Annotated in this window: 16 protein-coding genes and 1 tRNA gene; 13 read left to right on the forward strand and 4 right to left on the reverse strand. The window is 64.0% G+C overall.

The window, feature by feature from the left end; all coding sequences use genetic code 11:
* The first annotated feature begins 87 nt into the window (after window positions 1-87).
* The 9 genes from ACEN9F_RS08750 to ACEN9F_RS08790 all read left to right on the forward strand — a co-directional run bounded on the left by ACEN9F_RS08750 (window position 88) and on the right by ACEN9F_RS08790 (window position 12,994).
* A complete protein-coding gene (locus ACEN9F_RS08750; protein ID WP_413419649.1) occupies window positions 88-2,160 on the forward strand; it encodes a TonB-dependent siderophore receptor in 2,073 nt (690 codons plus the stop codon).
* 2 nt (window positions 2,161-2,162) lie between these two features.
* Window positions 2,163-3,647, forward strand: coding sequence for a histidine-type phosphatase (locus tag ACEN9F_RS08755; protein ID WP_413419650.1), 1,485 nt, complete (start codon window positions 2,163-2,165; stop codon window positions 3,645-3,647).
* Window positions 3,648-3,790: 143 nt separating this feature from the next.
* Window positions 3,791-6,862 (forward strand): formate dehydrogenase-N subunit alpha, encoded by a 3,072-nt coding sequence (gene fdnG, locus ACEN9F_RS08760; protein WP_413419651.1) that lies wholly within the window; start codon window positions 3,791-3,793, stop codon window positions 6,860-6,862.
* Window positions 6,863-6,881: 19 nt separating this feature from the next.
* Complete coding sequence (gene fdxH, locus ACEN9F_RS08765; RefSeq protein WP_413419652.1) at window positions 6,882-7,796, forward strand: formate dehydrogenase subunit beta; 915 nt, start codon at window positions 6,882-6,884, stop codon at window positions 7,794-7,796.
* Window positions 7,793-8,446 carry a formate dehydrogenase subunit gamma gene (locus tag ACEN9F_RS08770; RefSeq protein WP_413419653.1) on the forward strand — a complete coding sequence of 218 codons (654 nt, stop codon included), beginning with the start codon at window positions 7,793-7,795 and terminating at the stop codon, window positions 8,444-8,446. The genes fdxH and ACEN9F_RS08770 overlap by 4 nt, the downstream gene beginning before the upstream one ends.
* 71 nt (window positions 8,447-8,517) lie before the next feature.
* Window positions 8,518-9,516: a formate dehydrogenase accessory protein FdhE gene (gene fdhE, locus ACEN9F_RS08775; RefSeq protein ID WP_413419654.1), complete on the forward strand. Its 999-nt coding sequence runs from the start codon at window positions 8,518-8,520 to the stop codon at window positions 9,514-9,516.
* A complete protein-coding gene (gene selA, locus ACEN9F_RS08780) occupies window positions 9,513-10,994 on the forward strand; it encodes an L-seryl-tRNA(Sec) selenium transferase (protein ID WP_413419655.1) in 1,482 nt (493 codons plus the stop codon). Before fdhE ends, selA begins: the two co-directional genes overlap by 4 nt.
* A complete protein-coding gene (selB, locus tag ACEN9F_RS08785; RefSeq protein WP_413419656.1) occupies window positions 10,991-12,892 on the forward strand; it encodes a selenocysteine-specific translation elongation factor in 1,902 nt (633 codons plus the stop codon). Before selA ends, selB begins: the two co-directional genes overlap by 4 nt.
* A 6-nt stretch (window positions 12,893-12,898) precedes the next feature.
* Window positions 12,899-12,994: transfer RNA gene (locus tag ACEN9F_RS08790), tRNA-Sec, on the forward strand.
* Here ACEN9F_RS08790 and ACEN9F_RS08795 read toward each other — a convergent pair.
* Window positions 12,979-13,692 (reverse strand): alpha/beta fold hydrolase, encoded by a 714-nt coding sequence (locus tag ACEN9F_RS08795; protein ID WP_413419657.1) that lies wholly within the window; start codon window positions 13,690-13,692, stop codon window positions 12,979-12,981. The genes ACEN9F_RS08790 and ACEN9F_RS08795 overlap by 16 nt on opposite strands.
* 199 nt (window positions 13,693-13,891) lie before the next feature.
* Here ACEN9F_RS08795 and ACEN9F_RS08800 point away from each other — a divergent pair, with 199 nt between their 5' ends.
* The 3 genes from ACEN9F_RS08800 to ACEN9F_RS08810 all read left to right on the forward strand — a co-directional run bounded on the left by ACEN9F_RS08800 (window position 13,892) and on the right by ACEN9F_RS08810 (window position 18,036).
* Complete coding sequence (locus tag ACEN9F_RS08800) at window positions 13,892-15,550, forward strand: methyl-accepting chemotaxis protein (RefSeq protein WP_413419658.1); 1,659 nt, start codon at window positions 13,892-13,894, stop codon at window positions 15,548-15,550.
* Window positions 15,551-15,695: 145 nt separating this feature from the next.
* Window positions 15,696-17,126 carry a PQQ-dependent sugar dehydrogenase gene (locus tag ACEN9F_RS08805; protein WP_413419659.1) on the forward strand — a complete coding sequence of 477 codons (1,431 nt, stop codon included), beginning with the start codon at window positions 15,696-15,698 and terminating at the stop codon, window positions 17,124-17,126.
* A gap of 1 nt (window position 17,127) precedes the next feature.
* On the forward strand, window positions 17,128-18,036 hold the full coding sequence (locus tag ACEN9F_RS08810; protein WP_413419660.1) for a hypothetical protein: 909 nt from the start codon (window positions 17,128-17,130) through the stop codon (window positions 18,034-18,036).
* On the opposite strand, the gene ACEN9F_RS08815 is transcribed toward ACEN9F_RS08810, so the two are convergent.
* The 3 genes from ACEN9F_RS08815 to rpsO all read right to left on the reverse strand — a co-directional run bounded on the left by ACEN9F_RS08815 (window position 17,996) and on the right by rpsO (window position 21,208).
* Window positions 17,996-18,469 carry a DUF29 domain-containing protein gene (locus ACEN9F_RS08815; protein ID WP_413419661.1) on the reverse strand — a complete coding sequence of 158 codons (474 nt, stop codon included), beginning with the start codon at window positions 18,467-18,469 and terminating at the stop codon, window positions 17,996-17,998. The two genes, ACEN9F_RS08810 and ACEN9F_RS08815, sit on opposite strands and share 41 nt — an antisense overlap.
* A 123-nt stretch (window positions 18,470-18,592) precedes the next feature.
* Window positions 18,593-20,716, reverse strand: a complete 2,124-nt coding sequence (gene pnp, locus ACEN9F_RS08820) for a polyribonucleotide nucleotidyltransferase (protein ID WP_413419662.1) — start codon at window positions 20,714-20,716, stop codon at window positions 18,593-18,595.
* Between the two features lie 222 nt (window positions 20,717-20,938).
* Window positions 20,939-21,208 (reverse strand): 30S ribosomal protein S15, encoded by a 270-nt coding sequence (rpsO, locus tag ACEN9F_RS08825; RefSeq protein WP_008450438.1) that lies wholly within the window; start codon window positions 21,206-21,208, stop codon window positions 20,939-20,941.
* Between the two features lie 186 nt (window positions 21,209-21,394).
* On the opposite strand from rpsO, the gene ACEN9F_RS08830 reads away from it, so the two are divergent.
* Window positions 21,395-21,856, forward strand: a complete 462-nt coding sequence (locus ACEN9F_RS08830; protein WP_413427008.1) for a hypothetical protein — start codon at window positions 21,395-21,397, stop codon at window positions 21,854-21,856.
* Window positions 21,857-21,919: the final 63 nt, after the last annotated feature.

Genomic DNA, 21,919 nt, shown 5'->3' on the forward strand with positions numbered 1-21,919 from the left:
ATCCGCGCTCACTAAGATCGAGGGCTTTACATTGCCCCTCGATCTTAGGTCCTCATGTTCCCCAACACCCCATACGCAAAAACCCGCATGGCCCTCGCGGCCGCCACTCTGTGCGCACTGAACCTTTCCGCCGTCGCCGCTGAAGAAGACACGGCTGGCGCGCTCTCCACGGTCGTGGTCAAGGCCACCGTGGAAAAGAAAAAACTCGGCGACAGCGTCAGCGGCGGCGCATTGGGACGCAAGTCGGAACTGGATACGCCCTTCTCCACCAAGGCCGTCAGCAGCGACGAAATCGAAGACCGCCTGGCCACCAGCATTTCCGAAGTCCTGAAGTACGACGCCTCGGTGACCGCCATCAGCCCGCCGATCAGCACCCACCCCGCCACCATCCAGATGCGCGGCTTGCGCCTCGATGACCTGAACGGCTACAAGGTCAATGGCCTGGCCAATATCAACCGCGGTACCGAAATGCCGCTGGAGATGTTCGAGAGCGTGGAAGTGCTGAAAGGCCTGACCGGCTATATGTACGGCTTCGGTTCGCCGGGCGGCATCGTCAACTACGTCAGCAAGCGCCCGACCACCGAGACAAGCTTCAGCGCGGCGCTGGGCTACCAGGAGGGAGGCGCCATCAAGGAGCACATCGACATGGGCGGCCGGCTGGGCGAGGAAGGCAGCTTCGGCTACCGCCTGAACCTGCTGCATGAAGACGGCGACGTGAAGGAAGAAAGCGGTTCCATCAAGCGCAACGCCGCAGGCCTGAACCTGGACTGGCGCGTCACCAGGGACCTGGCGCTGACCTACGACGCGATCTACCAGCGCCGCTTCAGCGTCGGCGGCACCGATGTGGTCATCGCCCCGGCGTACAAGGTCCCCGCGCCTGTCGCCGGCGACAGCAAACTGAATAGCATCGGCGCCGGCAGCGATGTGGAATACACGCTGTCCACCGTCGGACTGGAATACCGCCTGGCGCCGGATTGGGTGGCCAATGCATCCTACCGCACCTCCGATTCCACCCGCGTGTACAAGAAGGACCAGTACTACATCACCAGCAACGCCGGCGCCTACAAGGACCGCGTCACCTCCGAACTGCACGGCTACCACTTCGACCAGGTGCAGGCCACCATCGATGGCAGGTTCAGCACCGCCGGCATCGGTCACGAACTGGTGGCGGGCGTGATGTCGCAGAACCTGGAATCGACGTCCTCCGTCGTTACGCCCAAGCCGTACCTGGGCACGGGCAATCTGTACGCGCCGACCATCATCAACATCTGGAGCACCAACTACAGCGGAGGCACCTACCGCGACGAGGCCACCCGCCAGGAAGCCGCCTTCGTCAGCGACACCATCAAGCTGAGCGACAGCTGGTCCGTGCTGGCCGGCCTGCGCTACACGCAGTTCATCGACAACGCCTATTCCACCAAGGGCGCCGTCACCGCCAGCTACCCGGCCAACAAGACCACGCCAACCATCGCCCTGATGTACAAGCCGGCCTCCGATACCACGCTGTACGGCAGCTACGTGGAAGTGCTGGAGCAGGCCGCGAGCGCCCCCACCTCCGCCGTCAACGCCAACCAGACCTTCCAGCCGCTGAAGAGCAAGCAGACCGAAATCGGCATCAAGACGGAGCGCAGCTTCTGGAACGCCACCGCCGCGCTGTTCCGCATCGAGCGCGGCGCGCAATACACCAACAGCGCCAACCTGTTTGTGGAAGACGGCCAGACCAAGTACCAGGGCGTTGAGTTCAACACCGTGGTGCAGGCGGCGAAGAATGTGTCGATCGAAGGCGGCATCATGCTGCTGGACGCGACGCTGGAAGACGCGGCGCCGGGCTACAGCGGCAAACGCGCGGTCGGCGCGCCGCGCCGCCAGGCTTCGGTGCAGGCGACCTGGCGCGAAGTGCTGCCGGGGCTCGCACTGCACGCCGGCACCCAGTACCTGGGCGAACTGCCGATGGACGCGGCCAACGTCAATACGCTGCCGGCCTACACGCTGCTCGACGCGGGCTTCAACTATCGCCACCGCTACTTCGGCAAGATGGTCAGCGTGCGCGCGAACATCTCCAACCTCGCCAACCGAAAATACTGGACCTACTACCAGGAGAACTACCTGAACATCGGCTCGCCGCGCACCGCAAGCGTGAATGTTCGCGTAGACTTCTAAGCATGAAAGCACTCCGTCTTGCGGCTGGCGCCGCGCTGTCCCTGCTGTTGTTGAATGCCTTCGGCGAGCAGTATTATCAAACCAAAATGCCGTATCAACCGCAGCAGGCCAGCGCCAGCTACGAGGCGGCGCCGCAAGGCTATCGCCCGGTCTACACGCAGCTTCTGGCCCGCCACGGCTCGCGTGGACTGAGCAGCTTCAAGACGGACCTGGCGCTGTACAACCTGTGGCTGCAGGCCGCCAAGGCCAATGCGCTGACGCCGCTCGGCAAGGAACTGGGGCCGGACATGCAGGCGCTGATGAAGGCGAACTTCCTGCTCGGCTATGGCGTGGCCGGCATCAGCAAGCCTGGCTACGGCAACGAGACCATGCAGGGCGTGACCGAACATACGCAGCTCGCGCGGCGCCTGCATCAGCGGCTGCCGGAACTGTTCGACGACATCGGCGACCGCCGGATCGTCGTGGTCACGTCCGGCAAGGACCGCGCGGTCGATAGCGGCTATTTCTTCGCTCGTTCGCTGGTCGCGCAGCAGCCGGACCTGGCACCGTTGATCAGCAATCCGCAGGCCACCGACCGCTTCCTGCTCTACTTCCACAAGCTGAACGCCAAGGATGACAAGGTGGCCAACGCCGCCGATCCGCTGTTCGCCACATACCAGGCCAGCCAGGCCTACCAGCGCTGGGCCAAGAGCCCCGAGCTCAAGGCGCGGACCACGGCCATCCTCGCGCAAGCACGCGTGAAGACGGCTGCGCAGGCCACACTGGCGCGCCTGTTCACGCCGGCCTTCATCGCCGCGCTGGACGCAGGCCGCTACAAGGCCACCAACACCGGCACCTACAGCTACACCAGCGCCGACGGCAAATTCACCAATACGCTGAGCGGCGACGGCGGCACAAAAATCGCGTCCGCCACCGATGCCGCACTGGCGCTGTATGAGCTGTATGCGGCCACCGCCGACATGCGGGTGGAAGTCGCCGCCGATTTCACGCGCTACGTGCAGCCGGAGCAGGCCGCCGTCTTCGCCTCGGCCGCCGACGCCGTCGCCTTCTACGAGAAAGGCCCCGGCATCGCCGAAAACGGCAACGTCACCTACGGCATGGCGCGCACCTTGCTGGCCGACTTCTTCAACGAAGTGGACGCCATCGCCAAAGGCGATCTCGCACACGCCGCCAAGCTGCGCTTCGCCCACGCCGAGATCGTCATGCCGATGGCGGCGGCGCTGGGCCTGCCGGGCATGTCGGAGCAGCTGCCGCGCGCCACGGCCTACAGCTACGACAACAGCGCATGGCGCGGCGAGGCCGTCGCGCCGATGGCCGCCAACATCCAGTGGGACGTGTACCGCAACGATCAGGGCCGCACGCTGGTCCGCATGCTCTACAACGAAAAGGAAACGGACTTCAAGCCGGAATGCGGCGGTGCAAAAATCGCCCCGGCCAGCCGCTACTACGACTACGCGATGCTGAAAAATTGTTATAAATTAAAGTAAACATCGGTAAACTTGTCACTTCGACTATCCATAAAGTTATTGCACTGGCGCAAACGATACAATTGATACATGCCGGTGCGGACACGCTGGTTTTTGTAGTGCTACACTCGGTAGGTCCGATCAAACTACTGAGAGGCTTCCTCATGAACCAGATGTCACGGCGCCAGTTCCTACGGGTGACCGGCGCGACCATCGCGGGTTCGAGCATTGCGCTACTCGGCTTTGCGCCGGCAACGGCCCTGGCCGAAGTCCGGCAGTACAAGCTGGCGCGCAGTACCGAAACCCGCAACACCTGCCCCTACTGCTCCGTCGGTTGCGGCATCCTGATGTACGGCTTGGGCGACGGCGCCAAGAACGCCACCGCCAGCATCATCCACATCGAAGGCGACGCCGACCACCCGGTCAACCGCGGCACGCTGTGCCCGAAGGGCGCCAGCCTGATCGACTTCATCCACTCCCCGAATCGCCTGCTGGTGCCTGAATACCGCGCGCCCGGCGCCACGGAATGGAGCAAGCTATCCTGGGACGACGCGCTCACGCGCATCGCCAAGTTGATGAAGGCCGACCGGGACGCCAACTTCATCGAGAAAAACGCTGACGGCAAGACCGTCAACCGATGGACCACGACCGGCATGCTGTGCGCGTCGGCCGGTTCCAACGAAGTCGGCTACCTGACCCATAAAACCATGCGCAGTCTGGGCATGCTCGCATTCGACAATCAAGCACGCGTATGACACGGTCCGACGGTGGCAGGTCTTGCCTCGACATTTGGACGTGGTGCGATGACGAATCACTGGGTGGACATCAAGAACGCCGATGTCATCCTGGTCATGGGCGGCAACGCAGCTGAAGCACACCCTTGCGGGTTTAAATGGGTCACGGAAGCGAAGGCGCATCGCGGCGCCAAGTTGATCGTGGTCGATCCGCGCTTTACCCGAACCGCTTCGGTGGCGGACTACTACGTCCCTACCCGTACCGGCGCGGACATCGTTTTCCTCGGCGGGATCATCAACTACCTGCTGACCAACGACAAAATCCAGCACGAATACGTCCGCAACTACACGGACATGCCGTTCATCGTCCGCGAGGACTTCGCCTTCAACGACGGCCTGTATTCGGGCTGGGACGAGGCGGCCGGCAAGTACGCGGACAAGAGCAGTTGGAACTACGAGATGGGCGAGGACGGCTACGCCAAGATCGACGCCACGCTCGAACATCCGCGCTGCGTCTATCAGCTGATGAAGAAGCACTACGCGCGCTACACGCCGGAGATGGTGGAGAAGGCCTGCGGCGTGCCGCCGGAGAAATTCAACAAGGTCGCCGAGATGCTGGCGTCGACCGCCGTGCCGGGCCGCGCCGCGACCATTCTCTACGCCCTGGGCTGGACCCAGCACTCGACCGGCGCCGAAACGCTGCGCACGGGCGCGATGGTGCAGCTCCTGCTGGGGAACATCGGCATCGCCGGCGGCGGCATGAACGCGTTGCGCGGCCACTCCAACATCCAGGGCCTGACGGACCTGGGGCTGCTGACCAATATGCTGCCGGGCTATCTGACGCTGCCAAGCGACGCCGAGCAGGACTTCGAGGCCTATGCCGCCAAGCGCGCGCTGAAGCCCCTGCGTCCGAATCAGCTGAGCTACTACAGCAATGCGAAGAAGTTCCTGGTCAGCTTCATGAAGGCCTGGTGGGGCGACGCCGCCACCGAAGAGAACAACTACGCCTTCGACTATCTGCCCAAGCTGGACAAGCCGTACGACATGATGCAGGCCTTCGAGCTGATGCATCAAGGGAAGATGAACGGCTATATCTGCCAGGGCTTCAACATCCTGGCCTCGGCGCCGGACAAGCAGAAGATCACCGAGTCGCTGTCCAAGCTGAAATGGTTGGTGGTGATGGATCCGCTGGCGGTGGAGACGGCGGAGTTCTGGCGTCCGTTCGGCGAGTTCCACCAGGTCGATCCGAGCAAGATCCAGACCGAGGTATTCCGCCTGCCGACCACCTGCTTCGCCGAGGAACGCGGCTCGCTGGTCAGTTCTTCGCGCGTGCTGCAGTGGCACTGGCAAGGCGCCGAAGGTCCGGGTCAAACCAGGAGCGACCTGGAAATCATGTCGGGCATCTTCCTGCGCATGAAGAAGGCTTACCAGAAGGACGGCGGCAAGTTCCCCGATCCTATCCTCAACCTCACCTGGCCTTACGCCAAGCCTGACAGCCCGACGCCGGAAGAGCTGGCGATGGAGTTCAACGGCAAGGCGCTCAAGGAGCTCACCGATCCGAAGGACCCGACCAAAGTCATCCTGAAGAAGAACGAGCAGCTGGCCGGCTTCGCGCAACTGCGCGACGACGGCAGCACGGCGTGCGGCTGCTGGATCTTCGCCGGCTGCTGGACCGCCGCCGGCAACCAGATGGGACGGCGCGACAACAGCGACCCGACCGGCATCGGCCAGACGCTGAACTGGGCCTGGGCCTGGCCGGCCAACCGCCGCGTGTTGTACAACCGCGCCTCGTGCGACACCAAGGGCAAGCCGTGGGATCCAACCCGCAAGCTGGTGGGCTGGAACGGCGCCGCCTGGGCCGGCGCCGACGTGCCGGACTTCAAGCTGGACGAACCGCCGGAAAACGGCATGGGTCCGTTCATCATGCTGGCGGAAGGCGTGGCGCGCTTCTTCTCGCGCGATGCGATGGCCGAAGGTCCGTTCCCGGAACACTACGAGCCGTTCGAGTCGCCGATCGGGCACAACCCGCTGCACCCGAACAATCCGCGCGCCACCAGCAATCCTGCCGGCCGCATGTTCCCCGGGGATCGGGCCAAGCTGGGCAAGAAGGAAGAGTTCCCGCACGTGGCGACCAGCTATCGTTTGACGGAGCACTTCCACTACTGGACCAAGCACGCGCGCCTCAACGCCATCATCCAGCCGGAGCAATTCGTCGAAATCGGCGAAGACCTCGGCAAGGAGATCGGCGTGTCGCACGGCGACCGGGTCAAGATCAGTTCCAAGCGCGGCGTCATCGTGGCCAAGGCCGTGGTGACCAAGCGGATCAAGGCGCTGACCATCGACGGCAAGAAGACCCACCAGGTCGGACTGCCGATTCACTTCGGGTTCAAGGGAGTCACCAAACCGGGCTACCTGATCAACACCCTGACGCCGACGGTTGGAGACGGCAATTCACAGACACCGGAATTCAAGTCCTTCCTGGTGAAAGTGGAAAAAGCATGACGGCCCGAGGAGAATAACCATGGCACTACAATCACTTGATATCAAGCGCATGTCGGCGACGACGGTGCAGGAGCCGGTGGCGCGGTCGCCGGTCACCGGCACCGTGGCCAAGCTGATCGACGTCTCCAAATGCATAGGCTGCAAGGCTTGCCAGACGGCCTGCATGGAATGGAACGATCTGCGCGACGACATCGGCGAAACCACCGGCGTGTACGACAACCCGATCGATCTGTCGCCGCAATCGTGGACCGTGATGCGGTTCTCGGAGCACGAGACCAACGATGGCAACCTCGAATGGCTGATCCGCAAGGACGGCTGCATGCACTGCGAAGACCCGGGCTGCCTCAAGGCCTGTCCTTCGCCGGGCGCGATCGTCCAGTACACCAACGGCATCGTCGACTTCCACCAGGAGAACTGCATCGGCTGCGGCTACTGCGTGGCCGGCTGTCCGTTCGATGTGCCGCGCATCTCCAAGAAGGATGACCGCGCCTACAAGTGCACGCTCTGCTCGGACCGCGTGGCGGTGGGCCAGGAGCCGGCCTGCGTCAAGACCTGCCCTACCGGCGCGATCGTGTTCGGCACCAAGGAGGACATGAAGGTGCATGCGGAGGAGCGCATCGTCGACCTGAAGTCGCGCGGCTACGCCAACGCGGGCCTGTACGATCCGGCCGGCGTCGGCGGCACGCACGTGATGTACGTGCTGCACCACGCGGACCAGCCGGGCCTGTACCACGGCCTGAAGGCGAATCCGAGCATCAGTCCGATGGTCGGATTGTGGAAGGGCTTGACCAAGCCGCTCGCGCTGGCCGGCATCGCCGTCACCGCGCTGGCGGGCTGGTTCCACTACTCGCGCGTCGGCCCGAACGAGGTCAGCAAGGAAGAGGAAGCCGTGGCGCTGCAAGAGGCCGACCGGATCAGGGAGAGCGAAAAATGAGCACACCCAATCGCGACAAGGATGGCAATCCGCTGATCGAGCGCTACACGCCGAATGAGCGCAGCAACCACTGGATCACCGCCATCTGCTTTGTGCTGCTGGCGGTGTCCGGGCTGGCCATGTTCCACCCGGCGACGGCGTGGATGGCGGTGTTCCTCGGCGGCGGCCAATGGACACGCATCCTCCACCCCTTCATCGGCCTGGTGATGTTCGTCTCGTTCGCGTTGCTGGTGCTGCGCTTCTGGCATCACAACCACTTCGAGAAAGGCGACAAGGAATGGCTGCGGCAGGTCGGCGACGTGGTCAACAACCGCGAGGACAAATTGCCCGGAGCCGGCCGCTACAACGCCGGCCAGAAGATGCTGTTCTTCGTGCTGATCGCCTGCATGGTCGGACTGCTGCTGTCCGGCGTGGTGCTGTGGCGCGCCTACTTCTCGTTCTACTTCCCGATCGAGATCGTGCGCTTCGCGGGGCTGCTGCACGCGTTCTGCGCCTTTGTGATCATCTGCTCCATCATCGTTCACATCTACGCGGGCTTCTGGGTCAAGGGCTCGATAGGCGCGATGGTGCGCGGCACTGTCACTTATGGGTGGGCGCGCAAGCACCATCCGCGCTGGTTTGAAGAAGTCGCCCGTAAATCGCGCGATTGATAGCGCGATTTGGGATTAGAATAGTCCCCGAGCCGGCGGCTCCCTCGCCGCCGGCAACCTGGGAGACTTTTTTGGTACAACGCCTGCTTGCCCCTGGCGAGATCGAAGCCCTCGATCACAACGCCATCCCACGCCTGCTGCTGCCGCAAGCCCGCAGCCTGTTCACCTCGCGCGCCGCGCGCCTGCGCCAACTGGCCAACAACGAGATCAAGGGAATTCCCGTCGGCGAAACGCTGAGCGGCTATCTGCAGCTGATGGCGGCGCTGGTCGACGCGCAGGCGGCGGTGATCAAGTCCTTCCCGGCCGAAGCATTCGCTCTGCCGGATGCCGCCGACATCACGCTTTCACTGGACCACAACATGCCGCCGCTGCCGGTCAGCGGCATCCGGCCTGCCTCATGGCGCGCCGTATTCAGCGCCCTGCTCGATCAACTTGATTCTCTCGCCGCGAGCCAGCCGCAGATATCGGCGGTGCTGGTGGAGCTGCGTGCGCTCGACGAGACGCAACTGGAAGGCTGCGCCGACGCCGTGCTGGCCGAACTGACCGAAGGCGTGAATCCGCTGCATGCGCCGTTTGTGGCCGCAGCCTTGCAGGTTGTGTGGGCCATGCGCGCCAGCCAGCTCGATGGACAGCGCGTACAGCCGCTGGTGACCAACACCTTGTGCCCTGTATGCGGCGCGCATCCGGTGGCCAGTGTGATCCGCATCGGCGGGCAATCGCAGGGTTACCGCTACCTGCACTGCGCCACCTGCTGCAGCGAATGGCATATGGTGCGTGTCAAGTGCTCGTGCTGCGAACACACCGCGAAAATCGCCTACCAGAGCATCGAGCCGGCGGACGCGGAACCGGCCGCGCCTTTGGAGAACAAGGCCAACGATCCGAGCAAGGTCGCGCGCGCCGAGACCTGCGATGACTGTCGCACCTATCGCAAGATCTTCAACCAGGAGCACGACTACAACGTCGATCCGCTGGCCGACGACCTGGCCAGCCTGACGCTGGACCTGCTGGTCGGCGAAGCCGGCTACGCCCGCGCCAGCGGCAATCCCCTGCTGTGGTTTAACGCCGAATGAATACGCCTGCCGCCAACGACGCAGCCGATGGCGCCGGCGCAGCAGTCGGCCCGATCCGCCTGCCGGCCGTGCACCTGATCCTGTCCGACGCCGGCTGTGCGCCGCTGATCGCTGAATATGGGCGCGTACAGACACTGGAAGCGGCGCGCTCCCTGCTGGCGGAGCTGCGCGGCGTACTGCTGGCGGGCCAGCGCGGAGGCCCAGCCACGGCGCCGGCCGCCACCACCGCCACCGACATTCCCGCGCTGCTGGCGATGCTGGCCGAGCGCCTGCGCGAAACCAACCGCTCGCCGCTGCGTCCCGTCTTCAACCTGACCGGCACCGTGCTGCACACCAACCTTGGCCGCGCGCTGCTGCCGGACAGCGCGGTGCAAGCCGTGGCCGAAGCGCTGCGCTGGCCGATGAACCTGGAATGGGACATCGACACCGGCAAGCGCGGCGACCGCGACAACCTGATTGAAGACCTGCTGCTGGAACTGACCGGCGCCGAAGCGGCCACCATCGTCAACAACAACGCCGCCGCCGTGCTGCTGATGCTGAACACCATCGCGCAGGGCAAGGAAGTGATCGTCTCGCGCGGCGAGCTGGTGGAGATCGGCGGCGCCTTCCGCATTCCGGACATCATGACCCGCGCCGGCGCCGTGCTGCGCGAAGTGGGCAGCACCAACCGCACGCACCTGAAGGACTACGACGCGGCGGCCGGTCCGCAGACCGCGCTGATGATGAAAGTCCATTGCAGCAATTACGCCATCACCGGTTTTACCAAAAGTGTCGAGTTGCCGGAACTGGCCCCGCTGGCTCAAAAGCACAAGGTGTCGCTGGCGGTGGACCTGGGCAGCGGCACGCTGGTCGACCTTGAACAATATGGGCTGCCGCACGAGACCACCGTGCGCGAGACCATCGCCGGCGGCGCCGACCTGGTCACCTTCAGCGGCGACAAGCTGCTGGGCGGGCCGCAGTGCGGCATCATCGTCGGCCGCAAGGACCTGATCGCGCAGATCAAGAAGAATCCGCTGAAGCGCGCGCTGCGCGTCGGCAAACTGACGCTGGCGGCGCTGGAGCCGGTGCTCGCGCTGTACCGCGCGCCGGACCTGCTGCCGGAACGCCTGACCACCTTGAAACTGCTGACCCGCCCCGCCGCCGCCATGCGCGCGCAGGCGCAGGCTATCCTGCCGCAGTTGCAGGCGGCGCTGGGCACCGGCTACGAAGTGCGCGATGAAGCGATGATGAGCCAGATCGGCAGCGGCGCCCTGCCCGTCGACCAGTTGCACAGCCATGGCCTGGCGGTACGCGCCGCGACGGCCAGCCGCATCAGCAACGCGCTGGGCATGCTGGAGCAGCGCTTGCGCAGCTTGCCGCTGCCGGTGATCGGCCGCGTGTCGCAGGACGCGCTGTGGCTGGACCTGCGTTGCCTGGACGAGCACCAGCAACAGCGCTTCGTCGATCAGTTGCCGCTGCTGGGACAAAGCGCCGTATGATCGTCGGCACCGCAGGCCACATCGACCACGGCAAGACCACGCTGACGCGCGCCTTGACCGGGGTCGACACTGACCGCCTGAAGGAAGAGAAGGCGCGCGGTATCTCGATCGAACTCGGATACGCCTATGCGCCGCTTGAGAACGGCGACATCCTCGGGGTCATCGACGTCCCCGGCCACGAGAAATTCATCCGCACCATGGCCGCCGGCGTGACCGGCATCGACGCCGCGCTGCTGGTGGTCGCCGCCGACGACGGCATCATGCCGCAAACGCTGGAGCACCTGGCGATCCTGCGGCTGCTGGGCGTGAAGCGCGGCGCCGTCGCGCTGACCAAGACCGACCGCACCGACGCCGCCCGCCTGCAACAGGTGGAAGCCGACATCGAAGCGCTGCTCGCGTCGACCGACTTTGCCGGCGCGGCCATCTTCCGCACCAACGCCACCGCCGAAGGCGATCCCGGTGTGCAATCGTTGTTGAAGCATCTGGCGCAGATGGCGTCCACGCTGCCGGCCAGCGACGAACGCCGCCTGTTCCGGCTTGGCGTCGACCGCGTATTCACCTTGGCCGGGCAAGGCACCATCGTCACCGGCACGGCACTGGCGGGCAGCGTCCGGGCAGGCGACACGCTGCAACTGGCGCCAGGCGGGCAGCAGGCGCGCGTGCGCAGCATCCACGCGCAGAACCGCACCGCCGACACCGGCCGCGCGGGCCAGCGCCTGGCGTTGAACCTGAGCGGCGTGGCAAAGGAGGACATTCCCCGCGGCACGTGGGTGGCCGCCCCCGCCCTCGCCTCCTGCTCCGAACGCATCGACGCCGAACTGACGTTGACGCCTGACTGCGGCCTGACGCTCAAGCCCTGGTCACCGCTGCATGTGCATCTGGGCGCCGCGCACCACACCGCCAACGTCGTGCTGCTTGACGGCGAATTGCTGGCGCCGGGCCACACCGCGCGCGTGCAACTGGTACTGGACGCGCCGGTGCATGCCGTGCCGGGCGACCGCTTCGTGATCCGTAACGCGCAAGCCTCGGCGACGATAGGCGGCGGCATGGTGCTCGATCCGTTCGCGCCCGCGCGCAAGCGGCGCAGCGCCGCGCGGCTGGCCTGGCTGCAAGCGCTATCCGACTACATCGCCAGCGGCGACATCGCCTCCCTGCTGGCCCGCAGTCCACTGGGCTTGCGCATGTCGGCACTGGTGCGCCTGTCGCAGCTGCCGGCCGACCAGGTCGCGGCGCCGCAAGACACCGTCGAAGTCGCGCTGCAAGGCGGCGACAAGCTGCTGATCGCGGCGGCGGAGGTACAGACGCTGGAAGTTCGCATCCTGGCCGCCCTGGCCGGGTTCCACGCGCGCGCGCCGGACGATGCGGGGCCCGAACTGTGGCGCCTCAAGCGCATCGTCGCACCGGACATGGAGGACCGTTTGTGGAGCCGCCTGATCGAAACGCTGCTCGGCAACGGAGCGCTGAAGCAGCGCGGCCGCAGCCTGCACCTGCCGTCGCATAACGTGGAGCTGAGCGAGACCGAGCAAGCGCAGGCCAGCCCGTTGCTGGCCTCCTTGCTGGCGGGCGGCTTCGATCCGCCGTGGGTACGCGACCTGGCGCGCGAACACGACCTGCCGGAGGCGGAGGTGCGCAGGTTGTTGTTGAAGCTATCCAAGACGGGAGAGATCAGCCAACTGGTGCCGGATTTGTTTTATCATCCCACGCGGCTGGCGGAACTGGCGGCGCTGGTGGCCTCGCTGCCCGAGGCGCAGGCATCGGCGTTCCGCGACGCGGCCGGAATCGGTCGCAAGCGGGCCATACAGATATTGGAGTTCTTCAATCGCGTCGGCTATACTCGGCGCGTAGGCAACATCCACATGATACGGCCGAATGTAGTCTGGTCGTACAGTGGCGGGTAGTACCGAGGAAGGCATGCTCACCCGGTGGTGGGGCCGGGCTTCAAACCCGGTGGGGGGCGTCAGACGCTCTCCGGTAGGTTCGACTCCTACTGCTTTCCGCCATTGACCACGGCAGCCACCATATCCACTGCGGCGTCGAAGCGCGCCGGCTCCTCTTCCAGCAAGGACCACAGGCGATTATGCCCGGCGCCCTGCACCACATGCAGTTCACGCGATTGCGCGCGTGTGGCGGCGGCGACCAGGCGCTGCGGGATCTCCAGCGGGATCACGGCGTCGTGTTCGGCGGCGATCACCAGCAGGCGCCCTTCGAAGCATGACAGGATCTCCCATGCATCGCTGTCGGCCCAGCTGCGCTCGCGGCGTATCACCGCCGAGAAGCCGGGACCGAACGGCACCTCGTAGGCGGACGGCGTGTAGACGCCGGGGACGATCAAGACCAGCGCATCGACCGCGCAAGTCTGCGTCAGCCTGATGGCGTTGTAGGCGCCCATGCTCGAACCGAACACCGCCAGCGGTTCCGGCAATCCGCGCGCCGCCGCAACGGCCTGCGCCTGGCGCGTGCGGCTGGCCACCGACGATTGCGCCAGCGTGCCGCCCGTTTCGCCATGTCCGACGCAGTCGAAACAGGTACTGCCGACGCCGCGCTGCCGCAGCGCTCCGCGCAGCAGGCGGTGCCCGTGCCGGGTGCTGGCGCCCGCGCCATGCACATACAAGACGCGGTTGCTGTCGCTGCCGACGAACTGGTCGCCCTTGAGCAGCAAGCCGTCGAACGGGACTTCGAAATCAACAATGGAGGACATGGTCTGCGCGCTGGAAAAGTAGCCCAGCAGCCTACCCGACGCCGTCACATTTGTAAATTCGCGTAAGAACAATGGCCTTGCCGTACGGCATTTTTCCTTCAGTGATAAAATGAATTATAGAAACTATAGTTTCTTAAAAAACAATAACCTCCGAGACGAACATTTCGCTCCAACCACTTCGCTTTCCCAAGGAGGCAATATGCAGTTTTCCAACATGAAGGTCAGCAACCGGCTGGCCACAGGCTTCGGCGCCACGCTGTTGCTGCTGCTCACCGTGGCCATCGTCAGCTGGATGAGCATCCGCCAGACCGCCGCCGACACCAACACCCTGCTCGGCCATCAACTCAAGACGGAACGCCTGGTCAGCGACTGGAAAGCCATCGTCGAGACCAATGTACAGCGCGCGCTGGCGGCCTCCAAGACCAGCGATCCCGCGACCCAGAAGCTGTTCGAGGACGGCATCGCCACCAACTCCAGGCGCGCCGAGGAGAACCAGCGGCAGATCGTCGAGCTGCTCGACGATCCCGCCGCCAAGGCGCTGTTCGACGCCGCCATCGAGAAGCGCAAGATCTACCAGGCCGCCCGCAAGCGCGCCTTCGCGGAAAAGGCCGGCGGCGACCTGGAGAAAACCAACCAGATCATCGACCAGGAATTCATCCCCGCCGGCCAGGTCTACGTTGCCGCCATGGCAGCCATTGTCGATCGCCAGAAAGCGGCGATCGATGAAATCGGCACCGCCATCGGCCGCCGCAGCAGCCAATCCGCCTGGACCATTCTCATCCTCAGCCTGGCGTCGGTCGCGCTGGCGGCGGCGCTGGGCTGGCTGATCAGCCGCTCGCTGCTCAAGCAGCTCGGCGGCGAGCCGGGCTACGCGGCCGGCATCACCGACCGCATCGCCGGCGGCGACCTGACCGTGCATGTCGAGATCGCCGCCGGCGACCGTTCCAGCCTGCTGTTCAGCATCGTCTCGATGCGCGACCGCTTGGCGGCCATCGTCAGTGAAGTGCGCACCAGCACCGATTCGGTCGCCACCGCGTCGAACGAGATCGCCAGCGGCAACCAGGACCTGTCCTCGCGCACCGAGCAGCAGGCCGGCTCCCTGGAAGAGACCGCATCATCGATGGAAGAGCTGACCGCCACCGTCAAGCAGAATACCGAGTTCGCGCGCCAGGCCAACCAGCTGGCGTCCTCCGCGTCGAAAGTCGCGGTGCGCGGCGGCGACGTGGTCGGCGGCGTGGTGAAGACGATGGAATCGATCAGTGCATCATCCAGGCAGATCGTCGACATCATCGGCGTCATCGACGGCATCGCCTTCCAGACCAATATCCTGGCGCTGAACGCCGCCGTCGAAGCGGCGCGCGCCGGCGAGCAGGGGCGCGGCTTTGCCGTCGTCGCCTCCGAAGTGCGCAACCTGGCGCAGCGTTCGGCCAGCGCCGCCAAGGACATCAAGCACCTGATCGGCGAGTCGGTGGAGAAGATCGCCGACGGCGCCATGCTGGTCGATGAAGCCGGCAGCACCATGAGCGAGATCGTCACCAGCATCAAGCACGTCAGCGAGATCATGGAGCAGATCACCGCCGCCAGCGGCGAGCAGGAGGCCGGTATCGAGCAGATCAATCAGGCCATCATCGAGATGGACGGCGTGACGCAGCAGAACGCGGCGCTGGTGGAACAGGCGGCTGCGGCCGCCGAGGCCCTGCAAGACCAGTCCACCCATCTGGCGGGACTGGTGAGCGTGTTCATCGTGGGTGGCGCGGCGTCATCGGCCAGTGTCAGCGCGATCGCGTCGGCCCGCAAGCGGCCGGCGGATGCGGGCACGCGGCCGGCGTTGCCACGGCTGCGGACCGGGTCAGTCTGACGATGCCGCGCGCTCGTCCGCGAGACGCTTGCCGGCGGTGATTCCAGCGGCGCGCAGCAGGAACAGGCGCATGGGCGATCAAATTCTGGTGGTGGATTCGTGGCGGATTGTACAATGCTGCATCACTTACACGGGGATAATCCACATGAAACAGATCGCTCTGCGCGCCGCGACCATCGGCCTGGCGTTTGCATCGTTTGCCGCGCACGCCGCCGCGCCGGCCCTGACCGCCGAAAAACTGTACCAGGCCAATTGCGCGGTATGCCACGGCGCCAAAATGGAAGGCGCCATCGGCCCGACGCTGGGCGCCCACGCCTGGCTGCACGGCGCGCCGACCAAGGCCAACCTGATCAAGGTCATCAGCAAGGGCGTGCCGGAAAAGGATATGCCGGCCTGGTCGTCGACGCTGAGCGCGCCGCAGATCGCACTGCTGGCCGACTACATCGCGGCCGGCGCCAACAAGGCCATCGCTCCGGCCGCGAAGCCGGCAGTGGCCGCGGCTGCGCCCGCCCCGGCGGCGACCAAGGTCCGGCAGGATGGGCCTGACCTGAGCGGCTTCAAGCTGCCTAAAGGCTTCCACATCAGCGTGTATGCCAATGAGGTCGCCGCCGCGCGCAGCATGGTGGTGTCGGACAGCGGCATCGTCTATGTCGGTTCGCGCAAGGCCGGCAAAGTGTATGCGCTGGTGCCGCGCGCGGACAAGCAGGCCGCCGACGTGGTGACCATCGTCGAAGGACTTGAAAACCCGATCGGCGTGACGCTGCTGAACGGCGCGCTGTACGTCGGCGAGATCAGCCGCGTGATCCGCTTCGACAATATCGACAAGCGCTATGCGCAGAAGCCGTCGTACGAAGTGGTCAAGGTCAGCCTGCCCAACGACAAATGGCATGGCGAGAAGATCATGAAGGCCGGGCCGGACGGCAAGCTGTACATCCCGGTCGGCGCGCCGTGCAACGTCTGCGATACCGAGGACACCAAGAGCGCCAGGATCTACCGTATGAACGCCGACGGCAGCGGGCTGGAGGAATACGCGCGCGGCGTGCGCAACACCGTCGGCTTCGCGTTCCATCCGACCACCAAGGCCTTGTGGTTCACCGATAACGGCCGCGACGAGATGGGCGACAACACGCCGTCGTGCGAGTTGAATATCGCGCCGAAGGCGGGCCTGCACTTCGGCTTCCCTTACTGCCACGGCGGCGTGGTGCCGGATCCGCAGTTTGCCAACGGCCGCACCTGCGAGGAGTTTGAACCGCCGGTCGCCAAGCTGGGCCCGCACGTGGCGCCGCTGGGCTTGACCTTCTACACCGGCAAGCAGTTCCCTGAGGCGTATCGCAACAATGTGTATGTGGCCGAGCATGGCTCGTGGAACCGCACCACCAAGAGCGGCTATACCGTGCGCCTGATTACGCTGTACAACAGCAAGGTCGTCAGCGACACCGCCTTCATCGACGGCTTCCTGCGCGGCGAGGAAGTGGTCGGCCGTCCGGTCGACCTGGTCACGCTGGCCGACGGCTCGATGCTGGTCTCCGACGACTTCGGCGGCCGCATCTACCGCGTCACCTACGACGGCAAATAAGTTGCAGCTGCCCGACCCGTCAAGCACGGCGCGGCCCTCCCGGCCGCAGCGCTACGCGGCACTTCTGGCCTTGCTTTGCCTGCCCTTGTCCGGGCAGGCCACGGAGCCGCAATGGCATCCGTTCGAATGGCAATCCGCCAGCGTCGTCGCCGGCGGCCCCATCGAACGGGTCGCGTTGTTCATACCCGCCAAAATCAATGGCATCGACTGCAAACTGCAACTCGATACCGGCGCCAATGGCGGCGTGCTGTGGCATGACGATCGTGTGGCAGAAGGTGCGGCGACGGTCAGCGTCCTGGTGGAAGCGGGTGGCGCCAGCATGACCACGACAGCGGGCGCGGACACAGCAGCCCGCATCAAATCCGGCGCCTGCGATGGGATCGCCTCGCTGGGCAACGCCTTCTTCGAGCACGGCACACTGACACTGAATCTGGACCTGTCAAAATACAGTTATGCGAGTTCGGCCTTGCTCGCCAACAACAGCGCCGCCCAGCCCCTGATTTACTCGCAATGGAGCGAGGCCGGTGGCCATACGCTGGTGGAAGTCCGCCTGTCGTCGGGCCTGGTGGGCTACGCCTTGCTCGATACAGGTTCTGCGCGCTTCGGCCTGAGCGCTATCGACGCGGCGGAATGGCACGCCATCACCGGCGGTTTGCCGCTGGCTGCCAGCACCACGGTGACAGAGTTCAAAGTCAACAGCTGGGGTAAGCAAGTCAGCTGCTACGAAACCATCGTCAAGCGGCCGCTGACGATCGCCGACATGCTGACACTGAAGGAGTACATGGCTTCCTACTGTGCGGTGGACCGGTTTAGGCCGGGGCAGAAGCTGGTCGGTTTACTGGGCCTGCGCCACCTCGGCCGGCGCACCATCACCCTGGACTATCTGTCGCGCCGCTGGCTGCTGCGGTAGCGCCATCAGGCCAGAAATCGTGCGACACGCATTGCGCGGCACTCCAGGGCAGCGCGGCAGGAATGACTTTCAAATGTGTCTGGGCGCAAGCCTCCCTTGCTGCACGACTATAGGTTTTTGCCAGCCACTGCGGATCGTCGAGCAGCTTGTGCAAGCTTGGGTAATCGTCGAGCGCGTCCTCGATAGCTACGCGTTGAGTACGTATCGTATTTATCCAACTGCTGCCGCGATGCGACGCTTGAAATTGCCACTTTAGTAGATGTGTGAGCAATACGATCATTCGACTGCGCAACTCTTTCTTTTCCCGATTGCCCACATCCTCGATCTCCTCGGCGATGTTGTCACGATCCAGCAGCTCCCAGCGGCCGGCGCGCAGCAAGGCGGCCTGCTGTTCGGACCAGGCAATGATGTCGTCTTCGTATAGCGTGCCCATGATCTGCTTAGACCGGGCACGACTCTAAAAGTTCAGGACGTAAAAAAACCGCACTGTGGCAATGCGCTGGCCTTGGCCATTGCATGCACACAGTGCGGTTTTTAGTCAGACTGATCTGAAGTATTACTGTGCGGCGGCGGCAGCGGCTTCTTCAGCGGCGGCTTTCATCGACAGTTTCAGGCGGCCGCGGTCGTCGGTTTCCAGAACCTTGACGCGCACTGCCTGGCCTTCTTTCAGGTAGTCGGCAACGGCGTTGACGCGCTCGTTGGCGATCTGCGAGATGTGCAGCAGGCCGTCCTTGCCTGGCATGACCTGGACGATCGCGCCGAAGTCCAGCAGCTTCAGGACCACGCCGTCGTAGGACTTGCCTACTTCGACCGAGGCGGTCAGCTCTTCGATGCGGCGCTTGGCTTCCTGGCCGGCGGCGGCGTCGACCGAAGCGATGGTGACCACACCTTCGTCGCTGATGTCGATCTGGGTGCCGGTCTCTTCGGTCAGCGCGCGAATCACGGCGCCGCCCTTGCCGATCACGTCACGGATCTTCTCAGGGTTGATCTTGATGGTGATCAGGCGCGGTGCGAAATCGGACAGTTCCGTTTTCACGTGCGGCATGGCTTTTTGCATTTCGCCCAGGATGTGCTCGCGGCCTTCCTTGGCTTGCGCCAGCGCCACTTGCATGATTTCCTTGGTGATGCCCATGATCTTGATGTCCATCTGCAGCGCGGTGATACCGTTGCGGGTACCGGCGACCTTGAAGTCCATGTCGCCCAGGTGATCTTCATCGCCCAGGATGTCCGACAGCACGGCGAACTTGCCGCCTTCCTTGATCAGGCCCATCGCGATACCGGCGACGTGCTCTTTCATTGGAACGCCGGCGTCCATCAGCGCCAGGCAGCCGCCGCAGACCGAAGCCATCGACGACGAACCGTTCGATTCGGTGATTTCCGACACCAGGCGCACGGCGTAGCTGAACTCTTCAGCCGACGGCAGCGCGGCGATCAGCGCGCGCTTGGCCAGGCGGCCGTGGCCGATTTCGCGGCGCTTCGGCGTACCGACGCGGCCGGTTTCGCCGGTGGCGAACGGTGGCATGTTGTAGTGCAGCATGAAGGAGTCGGTGAACTCGCCCATCAGCGCGTCGATCTTCTGGCTGTCGCGCGCGGTGCCCAGGGTGGCAACCACCAGCGCCTGCGTTTCGCCGCGGGTGAACAGCGCCGAACCGTGGGTGCGTGGCAGCACCGAGGTGCGGATCGAGATCGGACGCACGGTGCGGGTGTCGCGGCCGTCGATGCGTGGCTCGCCGTCCAGGATCTGCGAACGGACGATCTTGGCTTCGATGTCGAACAGGATGTTGTTCACTTCAGCCGAATCCGGTGCCGAGGCGCCGTGGGCTGCCGCTTCGGCTGCCAGGTCGGCCAGCACTTCGCTGGTGGCGGCCTTCAGCTTGGCGGTGCGTTCCTGCTTGTCCTTGGTCTGGTAGGCTTCGTTGATTTTGCCTGCGGCGAAGTGGGCAACGCGGCCGATCAGGGCTTCGTTCTTCGCTGGGGCAACCCATTCGACTTCCGGCTTGCCGCCGTCGCGCACCAGTTCGTGGATCGCGTCGATGACCGCTTTCATTTCGGTGTGGCCGAAGACCACGGCGCCCAGCATGATTTCTTCCGACAGCTGCTGCGCTTCCGATTCCACCATCAGCACGGCGGTTTCGGTACCGGCGACAACCAGATCCATCTGCGAGGTCTTCAGTTGCTGCACGGTCGGGTTCAGGATGTACTGGCCGTTGGCGTAGCCGACGCGCGCTGCGCCGACCGGGCCATTGAATGGCACGCCCGACACGCACAGGGCGGCCGATGCGCCGATCATGGCGGCGATGTCTGGATCGATTTCCGGGTTGACCGACAACACGTGAATGATGACTTGCACTTCATTCAGGTAGCCCTCTGGGAACAGAGGACGGATAGGACGGTCGATCAGGCGGGAGGTCAGTGTTTCTTTTTCCGAAGGACGGCCTTCACGTTTGAAGAAACCGCCCGGGATTTTACCGGCAGCATAGGTTTTTTCAACGTAGTCGACGGTCAGTGGGAAGAAGTCCTGGCCTGGCTTCGCGTCTTTACGCGCAACCACGGTTGCCAGAACAACGGTATCTTCGATCGATACCAGCACTGCGCCGGAGGCCTGGCGGGCGATTTCGCCAGTTTCCAGCGTCACGGTGTGTTGACCGTACTGGAAGGTTTTCGTAACTTTATTAAACATGGGTAATCCCTTTCTATTTGCCGACAGATTTTCAGGGGCTGTCGTTCACCTCACCACAGGCAGCCATGCGGCCACCTTTACTACAAACCGTAAAAACAGGAATTCCATGCTGCCCCTGCCAAGACCGAGTTCCGCTTGGCAAGTTTCTTGCCGACCAAATGACAAAATGCCCGCGTCAGCAAACTGGCGCAGGCATTTCGATTAAGCCGGATGACGCAAAAATTACTTACGCAGACCCAGTTTAGCGATCAGATCGCGATAACGGGTTGCATCTTTGCCCTTCAGGTAGGACAGCAGGCTCTTACGACGGTTAACCATCATGATCAGACCACGACGGGAGTGGTGATCCTTGCTGTGCGCCTTGAAGTGGCCGTTCAGTTCGTTGATGCGTGCGGTCAGCAGTGCAACTTGCACTTCTGGGGAGCCGGTGTCTTTTTGACCACGGGCGTTGTCCGCGATGATCGCGGCTTTGTTGATGTTTTCTACGGTCATGATATTTACCTTTAACATGCGGTGCGCGGAGTCGTAACCCTGCACATCGTGAACTTCAAAAAAAACTGATCCAAAGACCAGACCCGGAAGTATAGCGGAAAAAGCGCCGTGTGTACCCTGTGTTGGCTACAATTCTCACTACTTCCGGCAGATTTTCAGGGGTTTGCGATGAAAAAACTGATCTTAGTGGCAATCTTGCCCATTTTATTGGCCGCCTGCGCCGGGCCGCCACCGCTCCCCGGCGAGCCGGTCGCCAACGTCATGGCCAGGCTGGGCCGTCCCACCGGCAGCTATCCCAACGGCGCCGACACCATGCTGGAGTATGCCTACGGCCCGTCCGGCCAATATACCTGGATGGCGCGCATCGGCCCCGACGGCAGGCTGGTGTCGTACGAGCAGGTGCTGAGCAGCGAAAAATTCGCCACCGTCAAGCTGGGCAAGGATACCAAGGAAACCATCCTGCGCACCTTCGGCCGGCCGACGCAAGTGGTGCACTATGCCAGCGTGGACGGCGACGTCTGGCTGTACCGCTACAAGGAACAGGACGTCTGGAACTCGATGATGTCGGTGGAATTCAACCGCGCCGGCGTGGTGCAGGCCATGGTCAACGGCCCGGACGAGGAGCGGGAAAACCGGTTTCGATTTTAGAATGTAACAAAAATACACGTCACATTGCGTAAAAAAGCAGAAAACATCCAAATTTGTAGCCAA

The organism is Duganella sp. CT11-25 (genome assembly GCF_047302815.1).
Classification (GTDB): Bacteria; Pseudomonadota; Gammaproteobacteria; order Burkholderiales; family Burkholderiaceae_D; genus Rugamonas.

Bases quoted from the DNA above. Each gene is read 5' to 3' on its own strand.
- ACEN9F_RS08800 (WP_413419658.1), top strand. From the start codon at position 13,892: ATGCAGTTTTCCAACATGAAGGTCAGCAACCGGCTGGCCACAGGCTTC.
- ACEN9F_RS08770 (WP_413419653.1), top strand. From the start codon at position 7,793: ATGAGCACACCCAATCGCGACAAGGATGGCAATCCGCTGATCGAGCGC.
- ACEN9F_RS08805 (WP_413419659.1), top strand. From the start codon at position 15,696: ATGAAACAGATCGCTCTGCGCGCCGCGACCATCGGCCTGGCGTTTGCA.
- selB (WP_413419656.1), top strand. From the start codon at position 10,991: ATGATCGTCGGCACCGCAGGCCACATCGACCACGGCAAGACCACGCTG.
- fdxH (WP_413419652.1), top strand. From the start codon at position 6,882: ATGGCACTACAATCACTTGATATCAAGCGCATGTCGGCGACGACGGTG.
- pnp (WP_413419662.1), bottom strand. From the start codon at position 20,716: ATGTTTAATAAAGTTACGAAAACCTTCCAGTACGGTCAACACACCGTG.
- ACEN9F_RS08795 (WP_413419657.1), bottom strand. From the start codon at position 13,692: ATGTCCTCCATTGTTGATTTCGAAGTCCCGTTCGACGGCTTGCTGCTC.
- ACEN9F_RS08815 (WP_413419661.1), bottom strand. From the start codon at position 18,469: ATGGGCACGCTATACGAAGACGACATCATTGCCTGGTCCGAACAGCAG.
- ACEN9F_RS08750 (WP_413419649.1), top strand. From the start codon at position 88: ATGGCCCTCGCGGCCGCCACTCTGTGCGCACTGAACCTTTCCGCCGTC.
- rpsO (WP_008450438.1), bottom strand. From the start codon at position 21,208: ATGACCGTAGAAAACATCAACAAAGCCGCGATCATCGCGGACAACGCC.
- ACEN9F_RS08755 (WP_413419650.1), top strand. From the start codon at position 2,163: ATGAAAGCACTCCGTCTTGCGGCTGGCGCCGCGCTGTCCCTGCTGTTG.
- selA (WP_413419655.1), top strand. From the start codon at position 9,513: ATGAATACGCCTGCCGCCAACGACGCAGCCGATGGCGCCGGCGCAGCA.